The organism is Burkholderia sp. 22PA0106 (assembly GCF_047497155.1).
Taxonomy (GTDB): domain Bacteria; phylum Pseudomonadota; class Gammaproteobacteria; order Burkholderiales; family Burkholderiaceae; genus Burkholderia.
Map to the genome: position 1 here is coordinate 4,054,155 of NZ_CP163163.1, position 14,590 is coordinate 4,068,744.

15 protein-coding genes are annotated in these 14,590 nt (G+C 66.6%); 14 read left to right on the forward strand and 1 reads right to left on the reverse strand.

Translation table 11 applies throughout. The features are described 5' to 3' along the window. Window positions 1-28: 28 nt before the first annotated feature. The gene (locus AB4850_RS33065) at window positions 29-325 is read left to right on the forward strand and encodes an H-NS histone family protein (protein ID WP_414443594.1); all 297 of its coding nucleotides are present in this window, start codon (window positions 29-31) and stop codon (window positions 323-325) included. A gap of 94 nt (window positions 326-419) precedes the next feature. Here AB4850_RS33065 and AB4850_RS33070 read toward each other — a convergent pair whose 3' ends face one another. Beyond that, a complete protein-coding gene (locus AB4850_RS33070) occupies window positions 420-1,484 on the reverse strand; it encodes a glycosyltransferase family 4 protein (RefSeq protein WP_414443595.1) in 1,065 nt (354 codons plus the stop codon). A 577-nt stretch (window positions 1,485-2,061) separates the two neighbouring features. On the opposite strand from AB4850_RS33070, the gene flhD reads away from it, so the two are divergent. The 13 genes from flhD (at window position 2,062) to cheZ (ending at window position 14,481) form a co-directional block, all read left to right on the forward strand. Beyond that, window positions 2,062-2,382 (forward strand): flagellar transcriptional regulator FlhD, encoded by a 321-nt coding sequence (gene flhD, locus AB4850_RS33075; protein WP_277396217.1) that lies wholly within the window; start codon window positions 2,062-2,064, stop codon window positions 2,380-2,382. A 97-nt stretch (window positions 2,383-2,479) separates the two neighbouring features. After that, window positions 2,480-3,049 (forward strand): flagellar transcriptional regulator FlhC, encoded by a 570-nt coding sequence (gene flhC / locus AB4850_RS33080; protein ID WP_414443596.1) that lies wholly within the window; start codon window positions 2,480-2,482, stop codon window positions 3,047-3,049. Between the two features lie 281 nt (window positions 3,050-3,330). Then, a complete protein-coding gene (gene motA / locus AB4850_RS33085) occupies window positions 3,331-4,191 on the forward strand; it encodes a flagellar motor stator protein MotA (RefSeq protein ID WP_414443597.1) in 861 nt (286 codons plus the stop codon). A gap of 16 nt (window positions 4,192-4,207) precedes the next feature. Next, the gene (gene motB, locus AB4850_RS33090; protein WP_414443598.1) at window positions 4,208-5,296 is read left to right on the forward strand and encodes a flagellar motor protein MotB; all 1,089 of its coding nucleotides are present in this window, start codon (window positions 4,208-4,210) and stop codon (window positions 5,294-5,296) included. A 21-nt stretch (window positions 5,297-5,317) separates the two neighbouring features. Then, the gene (locus tag AB4850_RS33095; protein WP_414443599.1) at window positions 5,318-5,695 is read left to right on the forward strand and encodes a response regulator; all 378 of its coding nucleotides are present in this window, start codon (window positions 5,318-5,320) and stop codon (window positions 5,693-5,695) included. Window positions 5,696-5,760: 65 nt separating this feature from the next. Beyond that, a complete protein-coding gene (cheA, locus tag AB4850_RS33100; RefSeq protein ID WP_414443600.1) occupies window positions 5,761-8,040 on the forward strand; it encodes a chemotaxis protein CheA in 2,280 nt (759 codons plus the stop codon). Between the two features lie 33 nt (window positions 8,041-8,073). Next, window positions 8,074-8,604 carry a chemotaxis protein CheW gene (cheW, locus tag AB4850_RS33105; RefSeq protein ID WP_414443601.1) on the forward strand — a complete coding sequence of 177 codons (531 nt, stop codon included), beginning with the start codon at window positions 8,074-8,076 and terminating at the stop codon, window positions 8,602-8,604. Window positions 8,605-8,637: 33 nt separating this feature from the next. Then, on the forward strand, window positions 8,638-10,569 hold the full coding sequence (locus AB4850_RS33110) for a methyl-accepting chemotaxis protein (protein ID WP_414443602.1): 1,932 nt from the start codon (window positions 8,638-8,640) through the stop codon (window positions 10,567-10,569). Window positions 10,570-10,582: 13 nt separating this feature from the next. Further along, the gene (locus tag AB4850_RS33115) at window positions 10,583-11,554 is read left to right on the forward strand and encodes a CheR family methyltransferase (protein WP_414443603.1); all 972 of its coding nucleotides are present in this window, start codon (window positions 10,583-10,585) and stop codon (window positions 11,552-11,554) included. Continuing rightward, complete coding sequence (gene cheD / locus AB4850_RS33120) at window positions 11,551-12,243, forward strand: chemoreceptor glutamine deamidase CheD (RefSeq protein ID WP_414443604.1); 693 nt, start codon at window positions 11,551-11,553, stop codon at window positions 12,241-12,243. Before AB4850_RS33115 ends, cheD begins: the two co-directional genes overlap by 4 nt. 5 nt (window positions 12,244-12,248) lie before the next feature. Next, window positions 12,249-13,316 (forward strand): protein-glutamate methylesterase/protein-glutamine glutaminase, encoded by a 1,068-nt coding sequence (locus tag AB4850_RS33125; RefSeq protein WP_414443605.1) that lies wholly within the window; start codon window positions 12,249-12,251, stop codon window positions 13,314-13,316. Window positions 13,317-13,355: 39 nt separating this feature from the next. Then, entirely contained in the window at window positions 13,356-13,751 is a 396-nt protein-coding gene (gene cheY, locus AB4850_RS33130; RefSeq protein ID WP_414443606.1) for a chemotaxis response regulator CheY, read from the forward strand. 1 nt (window position 13,752) lies between these two features. After that, window positions 13,753-14,481, forward strand: a complete 729-nt coding sequence (cheZ, locus tag AB4850_RS33135) for a protein phosphatase CheZ (RefSeq protein WP_414443607.1) — start codon at window positions 13,753-13,755, stop codon at window positions 14,479-14,481. Window positions 14,482-14,590 lie beyond the last annotated feature (109 nt).

The following is a 14,590-nucleotide window of genomic DNA, read 5'->3' on the forward strand; positions in this document are numbered from 1 at the left end:
CCTGGCGAATCGTGAATAGGGAGTAAACATGTCTCAATACGCAAAACTCAAGGCGCAGATCGCTGACCTTCAAGCGCAAGCCGATGACGTTCGCCGTCAGGAAGTGGAGGCCGTGATAGCCGATGTGCAACGCAAGATCGCCGAATATGGCCTGACCGCGCAGGATCTCGGTTTTGCCGAGAAAGCCCGGCGCGGCCGTCCGCCGAAAAAGGCACCGCTGCCGCCCAAGTATCGGGATCCGAAGTCGGGTGCCAGTTGGAGCGGCCGGGGCAAGCCGCCGAATTGGATCGTCGGTAAAAATCGCGAGCGCTTTCTCGTCGAGTAAGCCGCGCGTTGTGTTACCGGAAATAAAAAAGCCGCATCGTCGATGCGGCTTTCTTTTTTGATTCGAATTTCGGGCCGCTCGGCCCGAATGCCGATCAGCTTGCGGCCAGTCGCGTCAAATGCGGTTGACTGGCGGTGGCGCCCAGCTTTTCGTAAATCTCCACGTATTGGCGCGCCATTGTCTTCGAGCTGAAGCGGGTTTCGAAACGTTCGCGAATCGCGGTGCGCGAGAGCGTATCGATTTTCTGCAGTGCGCCCACCGCGCTGTGTTCATCCTCGACGATGAAGCCGGTCAGGCCGTCTTCGATCACTTCCGGCACCGAGCCGCGGTTGAACGCGATCACCGGCGTGCCGCACGCCATCGATTCGATCATCACCAGGCCGAACGGCTCCGGCCAGTCGATCGGGAACAGCAGCGCCTTGGCGCCCGACAGGAACGCCGGCTTCTGCGCTTCGTTGATCTCGCCGATGAATTCGACATCGGCCGATGCCAGCAGCGGCTCGATCTCGGTCTTGAAGTATTCCTCGTCGACCTTGTCGACCTTGGCCGCGATCTTCAGCGGCAGGCCGCTCTTGGCCGCGATGCGGATTGCCGTATCGACGCGCTTTTCCGGGCAGATACGGCCCAGGAAGGCCAGATATTCGGGCTTGCGGTCGGTGTGCGGCGTGAGCAGCGTGTCGGGCAGGCCGTGATAGACCGTGCCGGCCCAGCCGGCCTGCGGCAGCGGCACGCGCTGCGAGTTCGAGATCGACACCACCGGCGCATTCGGGAACGCGTTGAACACCGGCTGCAGTTCGGGCAGGTCGAGACGGCCGTGCAGCGTGGTCACGTAAGGCACGTCGAGGCGCGAGAGCAGCGGGAACGGCAGATAGTCGAGGTGCAGGTGAAGCACGTCGAAATCCTGGGCGACGCGAGCGATCTGCTCGAGCAGGCGCATGTGCGGCGCCATCGAATCGCGGATCGACGGGTCGAGACGCAGCGCGCGCGGCCACGACGCTTCGAGCTTCGCCGACGTGACGGAATCGCCGCTTGCAAACAGCGTGACGTCATGGCCGAGTTCGACCAGCGCTTCCGTGAGGTAAGACACGACACGTTCGGTGCCGCCGTAAAGTTTCGGCGGGACGGCTTCGTAGAGCGGGGCAACTTGTGCGATGCGCATGAGTGGTTCTCCTGGGCGTAGGGTGGCCGGGCCTGCCGGAAGGTCGCGCCCATGCAGGGCGTCGCCGGCGGCAGACGATGGGGCGGCGCTGACGAAAATCTTTTGACCGCCGGCCGACCGTTCGACTCTATTATCGGGATGGCTCGCGGCGAATCGAGCGAATTTTCAAACGCTTAACCCTTGTTACAGGCTGAAATAGGGAGTTTACCGGGTTGCCGCCACGGCGACCTCGCCGCGCTCGGAAGGTTCTTTCCTACCCTTACCTACCGATTGTTACAGCCGTAGAAATAGTTCTATAATTTGCCAAAAAAACTCTGATCGGTCTCCCTATATCCCTTGCTGATCAACGGTTTACGCGATTTTTTCATCTCCGGTAATTCTCTGACACTGTCGGAAAAATTCCTACACGGTTTACAGAGAAATCCTGCGTTGTAGATTCGTCTTCGCTGATACCGGCGCAAAATCCGATTGGCCACAATGCCGTAAGAATATAAACGCCGGTTGCCGACCCATGGAGGGCGAGCGATCGAGGCAAACGTTTTCAAAGCAGATGGCCAAGATTTCTTACGGGGGAATCATGAGCGCGACCAGTGAAATGCTCGCCGAGATCAAGGAAGTGAACCTGTCGTACCTGTTGCTGGCGCAGCGTCTGCTGCGTGAGGACAAGGCTATGGGCATGTTCCGCATGGGTATCTCGGAAGATCTCGCGGAAGTCCTCGCGAACCTGACACTCGCACAAACGGTCAAGCTGGCCGCATCGAACCAGATGCTTTGCCGCTTCCGTTTCGACGATCATGCGTTGCTGTCCTCGCTTGCCGACAAGGGCCGAAGCACGGCCGTCGCGCAGGCACACACGGCCATCCTGATGGCCGGCCAGCCCGTCGAAAGCCTCCGATAATTTTTTTCCAGAACACTGGCAGCCGTGGCCCGGTGCGCGTTCGCGCGTCCGGTGAGCGCGAGCGCCGACTCATTCCCGGAAAATCCGGAGGCTAGCAATGGCGACGAAGAGCGTGGTGCTCGAGGTCAAGGAAATCACCTTGGCGATCGAGCTGATCGAGCTGGGTGCACGACTGCAACTGCTCGAGGCCGAAACCAACCTGTCTCGCGACCGGTTGATCAAGCTGTACAAGGAACTGAAGGGCGTCTCCCCGCCGAAGGGCATGCTGCCGTTCTCGACCGACTGGTTCATGACCTGGCAGCCGAATATCCATTCGTCGCTGTTCTATAACATCTACCGTTTCATGCAGGCACACGGCGGCTGCGATTCGATCCAGTCGATCGTCAAGAGCTACCGGCTCTACCTGGAACACGTCGGGCTGTCCGACGACGAAGCGGCGCTGAGCCTCACGCGCGCCTGGACGCTGGTGCGTTTCTTCGATTCGGGGATGCTCCAGATGACGCCTTGCACCCGCTGCGGCGGTCAATTCGTCGCCCATGCCCACGATCCGCAGCACGGCTTCGTGTGCGGCCTGTGCCAGCCGCCGTCGCGCGCCGGCAAGACCCGCAAGGCCGCGGCGAAAGCCGAGACACGCCTGGCCGAGCTGCCGGTGCCGGCCGCCGCCTGAGCAACTGACCGGGCAGCCGCCCGGTGCGCTCGCACGGCCGGTTCGGCACGAAATTCCCGGCGCGAGCCGATCGATCGACACGACCCCATGACAGCCGGCGCCGCATCGCGGTGGCCGGCGACGGGCGCCTGGCGGCCCGCCGCGCGGCCGTCCGGCAGCCGGCTCGCCGGCCGGCGCCGATATCGGGTTAGCCCCCGCCCGGGACGGTGAAAGTTTTCGCCCCATCTGCCGTAAACCACTTAACGGCGGCCTTCCCGCCGGCCACTCGTGAGGGACAGGCTGTGCTGATTATCGTGGGAACTCTCGTGACGTTGTTGTCCGTGTTCGGCGGCTACGCGCTCGCGGGCGGCCACCTGGGCGCCCTGGTTCAGCCGCTCGAAATCCTGATGATCGTGGGCGCCGGCGTGGGCGCGTTCATCCTCGGCAACGGCGTGAAGATGATCAAGTCGACGCTGCGCGCGTTGCCGAGCCTGTTCAAGGGCTCGAAGTACACCAAAGAGCTGTACATGGAATTGATGGGGCTGCTCTACGTGCTGCTCGCCAAGGCGCGCAAGGAAGGCACGCTGACGCTCGAGGCCGACATCGACGACCCCGAGAAGAGCCCGATCTTCACCCAATACCCGAAGATCCTCGCCGACAAGCACATGGTCGAGTTCCTGACCGACTACCTGCGCCTGATGGTCGGCGGCAACATGAACGCGTTCGAGATCGAAAGCCTGATGGACGAGGAAATCGAGACGCACCACGTGGAAGTGGAAGGCCCCGCGCATGCGCTGAACCGCGTCGGCGACGCGATGCCGGCGTTCGGGATCGTGGCGGCCGTGATGGGCGTGGTGCACACCATGGCCTCGGCCGACAAGCCGCCCGCGGTGCTCGGCGCGATGATCGCGCAGGCGCTGGTCGGCACGTTCCTCGGGATTCTGCTGTCGTACGGCCTGATCGGCCCGCTCGCGAGTCTGGCCGAGCAACGCGCGGCCGAATCCACCAAGCTGTTCCAGTGCATCAAGGTGACGATCCTCGCGAGCCTGAACGGCTATGCGCCGGCGATCGCCGTGGAATTTGGCCGCAAGGTGCTCTTCTCGACCGAACGCCCGTCGTTCGCCGAGCTGGAAGAGCACGTGCGCCGTGTGAAGGCGAAATAAGCGGAGCGGCCGGGCGATGAGCAAGGGCAAGGATCGAGCGATCGTCGTCAAGCGGGTCGCGCCGGCGAAGAAGGGCCACCACGGTGGCGCCTGGAAGCTCGCCTATGCGGACTTCATGACCGCGATGATGGCGTTCTTCCTGCTGATGTGGTTGCTGTCGGCGGCCACGCCGGTGCAGCTCAAGGGCATCGCCGACTATTTCAATACCCCGCTGAAGGCCGCGATTTTCGGCTCCGGCGATCGCAGCTCGCAGGATTCGAGCATCGTCAACGGCGGCGGCGCGGACATCACGCGCAGCGACTCTGGCACCACGCGCCGCACCGACGGCACCTCGGCGCTGGCCAACCGGCTCGCGCAGAGCGGCCGCGAGGACGAGCACAACACCGAACAGACCGCCGGCGCGCAGGACCGTCTCGAACAAGTGCGCCTGCACGACCTGCAGATCAAGCTGATGGCCGCGATCGAGGCCAACCCGGTGCTGCGCCAGTTCAAGCAGCAGATCCGCATCGATTCGACCATGACGGGCTTGCGCATCGAGATCGTCGATACCCAGAAGCGGCCGATGTTCGCGCTGTCGAGCGATGCCGTCGAACCGTACATGCGCGACATCCTGCGCGAGATCGGCAAGACGCTGAACGACGTGCCGAACCGCATCGTGATGCAGGGCCACACCGACGCCATTCCGTATTCGGGCGGCGAGAAGGGCTACAGCAACTGGGAACTGTCGGCCGACCGCGCGAACGCGTCGCGCCGCGAGCTGGTGTCGGGCGGGATGGACGAGGCGAAGGTGCTGCGCGTGACCGGCCTGGCCTCCACGCAGAACCTCAACAAGGCCGATCCGCTCGATCCGGAGAACCGCCGGATCAGCATCCTGGTGCTGAACCACAAGTCGGAAATGGCACTGATGCGCGACGACTCGACCGCCACCACGCTGTCGAACGACGCCGCGGGCTCGCAGGCGCTGGCCCAGCAGATCGCGGGCGGTGCCGGCAAGCCGGCCACGGCGGCGCCGGGCACGGCCGTGGCGCCGGTGGCCGGCAAGCCGGCGGTTGCCCCGGCGGCGCCGATCGCGCCGCTGGCCCCGGCGACCGGCAGCGCCCACTAATGTGAACCGGAACCGAACGACATGATCCGCTCCATTCTCGCCATCGACGACTCCGCGACCATGCGCGCGCTGCTCCAGGCGACGCTCGCCGACGCGGGCTACGACGTGCACGTGGCCGCCGACGGCGAGATCGCGCTCGAACTCGCGGCGGCGATCGCCTTCGACCTGGTCGTGACCGATCACCATATGCCGGGCAAGAACGGCCTCGATGTGATTCGCACGCTGCGCGCGCGCGGCACCTACGCGGACACGCCGATCCTGGTGCTGACGACCGAAAGCAGCGACGAATTCAAGTCGTCGGTGCGCGAGGCGGGGGCGACCGGCTGGATCGAAAAGCCGCTGGACCCCGACACCCTGCTGGACCTGGTGGCCGCGTTGGCGGCGCCGAGCCACCCGTAGTCGCGCGAGCGCACCGCGACCGAACCCCATAAGACGCCAACCGACGACACCGACGTGGATCCGGCATGACTCTCGATATCACCCAGTTCTATCAGACGTTTTTCGACGAGGCCGACGAGCTGCTCGCGCAGATGGAGCAATTGCTGCTCGGTCTCGACGCAGGCTCGCCGGACCCCGAGGATCTGGCCGCGATCTTCCGCGCCGCGCATTCGATCAAGGGGGGTGCGGCCACCTTCGGTTTCGCGGCGCTGACCGACACCACCCACATCCTCGAATCGCTGCTCGACCGCGCGCGTAATCACGAGATCACGCTGACGATGCCGATGATCGACGCGTTCCTCGAAACCAAGGACGTGCTGTCGGATCAGCTGGCCGACTATCGCGCGAGCGCCGAGCCCGATGCGGCCGCGGCCGCGGCGATCTGCGCCAAGCTCGAAACGCTGCAACGGGAAGCGCTCGGCCAGGCTGCGGCTCCGGCTCCGGCTGCTGCTGCCAAGGCTGCACCGGCCGCCGCCGCACCGGCTGCCGAAGAAGACGAATCCGAAGCCGATCTCGAACTCGCGTTCGCGGCGGCCGCTGCCGAATTCAGCGCGACGTCCGGCAACGGCGCGCCCGATCACGTCATCGCGCAGGCGGTGGAAGCGGCCCATCCGGGTAGCGCCCCGGCTGCCGCCGGCGAAACCGGCCCGCATCTGCGCATCACGCTGCGCGGCGTCGGCGCCAAGGATCGCGACCTGCTGGTCGAGGAACTCGGCAACCTGGGCCGCATCGTCGGCCGCAGCGAAGCGGGCGAGGACGTCACGCTCTGGCTCGACAGCGACGTGCCGTCCGACGACATCGTCGCCGTGCTGTGCTTCGTGATCGACGACAGCCAGATCTCGATCGGCCACGGCACCGCGCCGGGCGACGGCGCGGCGAGTGCGCCGGCCACGCTCGAAGCGGCTCCGGCGCCCGCGCCTGCCGCACCGGTGGCTGCCGCGCCGGCCGCCGCGCCCGCACCGGCTCCGGCCGCCGCACCCGTTGCCGCTGCGCCTGCGCCGGTCGCCCCCGCGCCGGCCGCAGCCGCACCGGCCGCCGCCCCGGCCGACGGCGACGCCAAGGCCGCGCACGGCGAGGACCGCCGCGCCCGTTCGCACGCGCCGGCGAACGCCGAAGGCAGCTCGATTCGCGTCGGCGTCGAAAAGGTCGACCAACTGATCAACCTGGTCGGCGAGCTCGTGATCACGCAGGCGATGCTGGCCGAAACCACCAGCGCGTTCGATCCGGCCCTGCACGACCGCCTCTACAACGGCATGGCGCAACTCGAACGCAACGCGCGCGACCTGCAGGAAGCGGTGATGTCGATCCGCATGATGCCGATGGATTATGTGTTCAGCCGCTTCCCGCGCCTGGTGCGCGACCTGGCCACCAAGCTCGGCAAGGAAGTGGAACTGGTCACGTTCGGCCAGGCCACCGAACTCGACAAGAGCCTGATCGAACGGATCATCGATCCGCTGACCCACCTGGTGCGCAACAGCCTCGACCACGGCATCGAAACGGTCGAGAAGCGCCGCGCGTCGGGCAAGGATGCGGTCGGCCAACTGGTGCTGTCGGCCGCGCATCACGGCGGCAACATCGTGATCGAGGTCAGCGACGACGGCGCCGGCCTGAACCGCGAACGGATTCTCGCCAAGGCGGCCCAGCAGGGCATTCCGGTGGCGGACAACATCAGCGACGACGAAGTCTGGAACCTGATCTTCGCGCCGGGCTTCTCGACCGCCGAGACGATCACCGACGTGTCGGGCCGCGGCGTCGGCATGGACGTGGTCAAGCGCAACATCCAGTCGATGGGCGGCCACGTCGAGATCCAGTCGTTCGCGGGCCGCGGCACCACCACCCGGATCGTGCTGCCGCTGACGCTGGCGATCCTCGACGGCATGTCGGTGAAGGTCGGCAACGAGATCTTCATCCTGCCGCTGAACTTCGTGATGGAGTCGCTGCAACCGGCCGCCGCCGACATCTACACGGTCGGCAACGGCGAACGCGTGGTGCGCGTGCGCGGCGAATACCTGCCGCTGGTCGCGCTGCACGAGGTGTTCTCGGTGGAGGATGCGCGCACCGATCCGACCCAGGGCATCGTCACGATCATGGAAACCGAGGGCCGCCGCTTCGCGATGCTGATCGACGAACTGGTGGGCCAGCAGCAGGTGGTCGTGAAGAACCTCGAAACGAATTACCGCAAGGTTCATGGCATTTCGGCCGCAACGATCCTCGGCGACGGCAGCGTCGCCCTGATCGTGGACGTGGCCGCCCTCAACCGCGATGCCCGCGCCGCGCATGGCGCGGGGGCGCTCGCGACTTTCTAACCGCTACGCGGCTTGCCCGCACTGGAGGACAACGTGTCCGAAGTCCAATCGATCCAACAGGCGGCCGCGCTCGCGGGCGCCAACCGGCGCGACGCCGCGCATGCCGACGCAGCCGGCCAGGAATTCCTGGTATTCACGCTCGGCGACGAGGAATACGGCATCGACATCCTGAAGGTTCAGGAAATTCGCGGCTACGACAGCGTCACGCGCATCGCGAACGCGCCCGAGTTCATCAAGGGCGTGATCAACCTGCGCGGCATCATCGTGCCGATCGTCGACATGCGCATCAAGTTCCATCTCGGCCGCATCGACTACGACCATCAGACGGTGGTGATCATCCTGAACGTCGCGCATCGCGTGGTCGGGATGGTGGTGGACGGCGTGTCCGACGTGCTGACGCTGACGTCCGACCAGATCATGCCGGCGCCGGAATTCGGCGCGACGCTGACCACCGAGTACCTGACGGGCCTCGGCAGCGTGGACGGCCGGATGCTGATCCTGATGGATATCGAAAAGTTGATGACCAGCCGCGAAATGGCCCTCATCGACCAATTCGGCGTGTAATCGCCAACCCGACTTCTCACGGGGAGAGTCACGATGTTGCACAACTGGTCGATCCGCACGACGCTAACCGCGATCGGATTGTCGTTCGTATTGCTTACCGCCGTGGTCGGCGGCCTGGGCCTCGTGGCGCTGAACCAGACGGGCAGCGCGCTCGACGAAATCGTCGGTGGCGATATCCCCGCCATCCGGGCGCTGACCAACGGCTCGTCGTATCTGCTGCGCACGCGCGTCTCGCTCGACCGGGTCCGCTCGCTGACCGAATCGGGCAAGACCGAAGACGCGCAAAGCGCCATCGCCCGCACCCAGCAGCTCTACGATCTGGCCGTGCAGAACTGGCAGTCGTTCCAGGCGCTGCCGAAAACCGGCGTCGACAGCGCGCAGCTCGATGAAGTGTCGGCGCGCCGCGATACGCTCAAGACGGCGCTCGACGCCGAGATCGCCGCGGTCAAGGGCGGCGACATGGCCGCCTACCACGCGATCGCGGATACGCAGATCAGCCCGATGTTCGTGGCCTACGACAACGCGGCCACGGCCGTGGTGGCCGCGCTCGACAAGCGCGTCGCCGCGCATCACGATCGCACCGAAGCGCAGATCTCGCTGATGCTGACCTGCATCGCGGTGGGCATCGGCCTGTCGGTGCTGCTGATCGTGCTGGTGCGCTTCATGCTGCGCGGCCTGATCGTCGGCCCGCTCGAAGAAGCCATCGGCAAGTTCGAGAAGATCGCCGCGGGCGATCTGTCCGAGCGCGTGCAGCGTCAGGGCAGCAACGAGATCGGGCGCCTGTTCGGCGGCATCGGCCACATGCAGGAAGCGATGACGTCGATGGTGAAATCCGTGCATCGCGGCACCGAGTCGATCGATGTCGGCGCGCACGAGATCGCCAGCGGCAACGTCGATCTGTCGCAGCGCACCGAGCAGCAGGCCGCCTCGTTGCAGGAAACCGCATCGAGCATGGAGCAACTGACGGGCACCGTGCGCCAGAACGCCGAGAACGCGCGCCAGGCGAGCCAGTTGGCCGTCAACGCGTCGGACATCGCGACGCGCGGCGGCGAGGTGGTCAGCGAGGTGGTGTCCACCATGCAGGCGATCTCGGTCAGCTCGAACAAGGTGGTCGACATCATCGGCACCATCGAAGGCATCGCGTTCCAGACCAACATCCTGGCGCTGAACGCAGCCGTGGAAGCGGCGCGGGCCGGCGAGCAGGGCCGCGGCTTCGCGGTGGTGGCCGGCGAAGTGCGCTCGCTCGCGCAGCGCAGCGCCACGGCCGCGCGCGAAATCAAGCAACTGATCGGCGATTCGGCCGACAACGTGCGCAACGGCTCTGAGCTGGTCGAGCGCGCGGGCGCGACGATGGCCGAGATCGTGCAGGCGGTGCGCCGCGTGACCGACATCATCGGCGAGATCAGCGCCGCGTCGCACGAGCAATCGACCGGCATCGAGCAGATCAACCGCGCGGTCGGCCAGATGGACGCCGTCACGCAGCAGAATGCCGCGCTGGTCGAGCAGGCCGCCGCGGCTGCCGCTTCGCTTGAAGATCAGACCCGCCAGTTGAAGGCGGTCGTGTCGGGCTGGCGCGTGGAGGGCGGCGTCGCGGCACTGACGCTGGCCGTGGCCGAACCGGCGCGCCGTCCGAAAACGGCGGCGCTGCCCGCGCCGAAGCCGGCGGCCAAGCCGGCCGCGCTGCCGTCGCCCGCGGCCGAACCGGCCAAGGAACACGCCAGCGCGGCACCGGCGCCGGCATCGTCGGCCGCCAAGCCGCCGCGCCGTCCGGCTGCCGCCGTGGCCACGCCGCGCGCCGGCAGCGCCTCGGCCGCGCCGGCCGCCGCCAAGGCGGGTTATGCACCGCGCGTCGCGAAAGCGGCCGCAACCGAGAACGGCGGTGCGCTCAAGCGCCCGGCGTTGTCGGGCGAGTCGAAGCCGGCCGCCGTGGCAGCCGGTTCCGACGACGATTGGGAAACCTTCTGATCCCGGCCCAGCCATGAACGCCCGCCCTGCGTCCCGTCTCGATCTGCCTGCCGCGCTGCCGCCACGCGTGTCGGAGGCCGGCCGCGATTTCGCCTTCACCAGCGAGGATTTCGCGCGGATTCGCGCGCTGATCCATCGCCGGGCCGGCATTTCGCTGTCCGAGCACAAGCGCGACATGGCCTACAGCCGCCTGGCGCGCCGCTTGCGCGCGCTCGGCCTCGACAGTTTTCGCGATTACCTCGACCAGCTTGAACGCAACAACGATCCGGCCGAGTGGGAAGCGTTCACCAATTCGCTGACCACCAACCTGACCGCGTTCTTCCGCGAGGCGCATCACTTCCCGATCCTGGCCGAGTTCGCCAAGACGCGGCAGTCGCCCGTCACCGTCTGGTGCTCCGCCGCCTCGACCGGCGAGGAGCCGTATTCGCTGGCGATCACGCTGCTCGAAGCGCTCGGCCCGTCGGCCTCGCGCTCGGCCACGATCCTGGCGACCGATCTGGATACCCAGGTGCTCGAAAAGGCGCGCGCGGGCATCTACACGTTCGACCAGGTCAAGCACCTGTCGCAGGAACGGCTGCGGCGCTTCTTCCTGAAGGGCACCGGCCCGCAGGCGGGGCGCGTGAAGGTGCGGCCCGAGCTGAAGCAGATGATCCGCTTCGAGCCGCTGAACCTGACCGACGCCGATTACGGCATCGGCCAGACGTTCGACGCGATCTTCTGCCGCAACGTGATGATCTACTTCGACAAGCCGACGCAGGGGCAGGTGCTGACCCGCTTCGAGCCGCTGCTGAAGCCGGGCGGCCTGCTGTTCGCCGGCCATTCGGAGAACTTCTCGTACGTGACGCAGGCGTTCCGGCTGCGCGGCCAGACTGTGTACGAGCGCACCCGCGACGCGTCGCCGGGCGCCGCGCCGCGCGCGCGGCCCAAGGCGGCCGGCGCGTCGGCCGGGGCCGGCGTGCCGAGCCTGGCCGGGGAGGACGCATGAGCGGCCTGCCGATCGCCACCAATCACTATCAGGACACGCATTTCGGCAAGCCCGGCGTGAAGCTGCTGCCGAACGAGTTCTTCACGACGCGCGACGACATGGTGCTGGTGACCGTGCTCGGCTCGTGCGTGGCCGCCTGCCTGCACGATCCGTTCATGGGGCTGGGCGGGATGAACCATTTCATGCTGCCCGACGACGGCGCCGACGTGCGCGCCACGGCGTCCGACGCGATGCGCTACGGCGCCTACGCGATGGAAGTGCTGATCAACGAACTGATCAAGGCGGGCGGCAAGCGCGAGCGCTTCGAGGCGAAGGTGTTCGGCGGCGCGGCCGTGCTGGCCGGCATGACCACCATCAATATCGGCGATCGCAACGCCGATTTCGTGCGTCGCTACCTGGCGCTCGAGAAGATCCGCATCGTCGCCGAGGATTTGCAGGGCGTGCATCCGCGCAAGGTCGCGTTCATGCCGCGCACCGGGCAGGCGATGGTCAAGAAATTGCGGCTGGCGGTGCCGGGCGTCGCGGAGCGCGAAGCCGCGCTTGCGCGCTCCGCCGCCGACGCCCGCGCCGCCCGCGCGCAGCGGGCACGCGCCCACGTCGAGCTGTTCGCCGCGCCGGCATCGCCGAAGCCGCGCATCGAGCTGTTCGGCTCGACCGCCCCGAGCGGAACAAAAAAGCAGGAGGCCTGAGCACCGTGCAGAAAATCAAGGTATTGTGCGTCGACGATTCGGCGCTGATCCGCAGCCTGATGACCGAAATCATCAACAGCCAGCCCGACATGTCGGTCTGTGCCACGGCGCCGGATCCGCTCGTCGCGCGCGATCTGATCAAGCAACACAACCCCGACGTGCTGACGCTCGACGTCGAAATGCCGCGCATGGACGGCCTCGATTTCCTCGAGCGCCTGATGCGGCTTCGTCCGATGCCGGTGGTGATGGTATCGTCGCTGACCGAGCGCGGCTCCGAAATCACGCTGCGTGCACTCGAACTGGGCGCGGTGGATTTCGTCACCAAGCCGCGCGTCGGGATTCGCGACGGCATGCTCGATTACGCGGAGAAGCTGGCGGACAAGATCCGCGCCGCGGCGCGCGCCCGTGTGCGCCAGGCGGCGCCTGCCCGGCCGGCGGCAGCGGCGGGGCAGGCGAACGCGCCGTTGATGAACAACCCGCTGGTCAGTACGGAAAAGCTGCTGATCGTCGGCGCGTCCACCGGCGGCACCGAGGCGATTCGCGAGCTGCTGGTGCCGCTGCCGCCCGATGCGCCGGCGGTGCTGATCGCGCAACACATGCCGCCCGGCTTCACGAAGTCGTTCGCGCAGCGCCTGAACACGCTGTGCCGGATCGCCGTCAAGGAAGCCGAGCATGGCGAGCGGGTGCTGCCAGGCCACGCGTATATCGCGCCGGGCCACGCACACTTGTTGCTCGCACGCAGTGGGGCGAACTATATTGCACACCTGTCGGACGAGCCGCCGGTCAACCGGCATCGTCCGTCGGTCGACGTGCTGTTCCGCTCGGCGGCGACGCACGCCGGCAAGAATGCGATCGGCGTGATCCTGACCGGCATGGGCCGCGACGGCGCGGCCGGTCTGCTGGAAATGAAACGCGCGGGCGCGCGCACCTTCGCGCAGGACGAGGCGAGCTGCGTGGTGTTCGGCATGCCGCGCGAGGCGATCGCGCTGGGTGGGGCCGACGAGGTGGTGCCGCTCTCGGAAATGAGCCGCCGCGTGCTGTCCGCAATGGGTGAGCGTACGCAACGTGTCTGACGTTGCGGCGAGAATACGGAATTTTGCAGAGGAACTGTGATGGACAAGAACATGAAGATTCTGGTGGTGGACGATTTTCCGACGATGCGTCGGATCGTTCGCAACCTGCTCAAGGAACTCGGCTATTCGAACGTCGATGAAGCCGAAGACGGCGCGGCCGGGCTGGCGCGCCTGAAGAGCGGCGGCTTCGATTTCGTGATTTCCGACTGGAACATGCCGAATCTCGACGGCCTGGCGATGCTGAAGGCGATCCGCGCCGACGCCGCGCTCACGCACCTGCCGGTGCTGATGGTGACGGCCGAGTCGAAGAAGGAAAACATCATCGCCGCGGCCCAGGCCGGCGCGAGCGGTTATGTCGTGAAGCCGTTCACGGCCGCCACGCTCGACGAGAAGCTGAACAAGATTCTCGAAAAAATGGCGAAGGCCGGGAGCTGAGATGGACGAGCCGATTCATGCAGCGAAGGCCGGCGCCGATTTCCCCGACGACGATTCGGCGGACGGCGCGGATTTCACGAGCGACCGGATCCTGGCGCGGATCGGCCAACTGACGCGCACGCTGCGCGATTCGATGCGCGAACTCGGCCTCGACAAGCATGTCGAGCAGGCCGCGCAAGCCGTGCCCGATGCGCGTGATCGGCTGCGTTACGTCGCCAACATGACCGAGCAGGCCGCCGAGCGCGTGCTGACCGCGATCGAGATCGCCAAGCCGGTGCAGGAGCGGCTGCAATCCGAGGCCGAGGCGCTCGACGCCCGCTGGGAGACCTGGTACCGCGCGCCGATCGAGCGGACCGAAGTGCGCGAGTTGATGGACGACACGCGCGCGTTCCTCGGCACGCTGCCCGAGGCGACCTCCGCCACGCGCACGCAATTGCTCGAAATCATGCTCGCGCAGGATTTCCAGGATCTGACCGGCCAGGTGATCAAGAAGATCATGGATATGGTCTACCTGATCGAGCAGCAATTGCTCGCGGTGCTGGTGGACAACATCGCGCCCGAACGGCGCGAGCAGTTCGCCGCGAACGCCGCCGCGCTGGCCGCGGTGATGGCCGACGAGGCCTCGCCCGAATCGTTGATGAACGGCCCGCAAATCTCGCCGGAAGGCCGCACCGACGTGGTTCAGGATCAGGCTCAGGTCGACGACCTGCTGGCCAGCCTGGGCTTCTGAGCGACGCGGGTTCGGCCCGCCTTCGCCGCTGTTTCGGGATGCCCGCGCGCCCGCCCCCGGTAAGCCGGCGGCGGGCGCGCGCACGTTGACGCCGGGCCGGCCGGCACCG

Bases quoted from the DNA above. Each gene is read 5' to 3' on its own strand.
- AB4850_RS33065 (WP_414443594.1), top strand. From the start codon at position 29: ATGTCTCAATACGCAAAACTCAAGGCGCAGATCGCTGACCTTCAAGCG.
- AB4850_RS33070 (WP_414443595.1), bottom strand. From the start codon at position 1,484: ATGCGCATCGCACAAGTTGCCCCGCTCTACGAAGCCGTCCCGCCGAAA.
- flhD (WP_277396217.1), top strand. From the start codon at position 2,062: ATGAGCGCGACCAGTGAAATGCTCGCCGAGATCAAGGAAGTGAACCTG.
- flhC (WP_414443596.1), top strand. From the start codon at position 2,480: ATGGCGACGAAGAGCGTGGTGCTCGAGGTCAAGGAAATCACCTTGGCG.
- motB (WP_414443598.1), top strand. From the start codon at position 4,208: ATGAGCAAGGGCAAGGATCGAGCGATCGTCGTCAAGCGGGTCGCGCCG.
- AB4850_RS33095 (WP_414443599.1), top strand. From the start codon at position 5,318: ATGATCCGCTCCATTCTCGCCATCGACGACTCCGCGACCATGCGCGCG.
- cheA (WP_414443600.1), top strand. From the start codon at position 5,761: ATGACTCTCGATATCACCCAGTTCTATCAGACGTTTTTCGACGAGGCC.
- AB4850_RS33110 (WP_414443602.1), top strand. From the start codon at position 8,638: ATGTTGCACAACTGGTCGATCCGCACGACGCTAACCGCGATCGGATTG.
- AB4850_RS33115 (WP_414443603.1), top strand. From the start codon at position 10,583: ATGAACGCCCGCCCTGCGTCCCGTCTCGATCTGCCTGCCGCGCTGCCG.
- cheD (WP_414443604.1), top strand. From the start codon at position 11,551: ATGAGCGGCCTGCCGATCGCCACCAATCACTATCAGGACACGCATTTC.
- cheY (WP_414443606.1), top strand. From the start codon at position 13,356: ATGGACAAGAACATGAAGATTCTGGTGGTGGACGATTTTCCGACGATG.
- cheZ (WP_414443607.1), top strand. From the start codon at position 13,753: ATGGACGAGCCGATTCATGCAGCGAAGGCCGGCGCCGATTTCCCCGAC.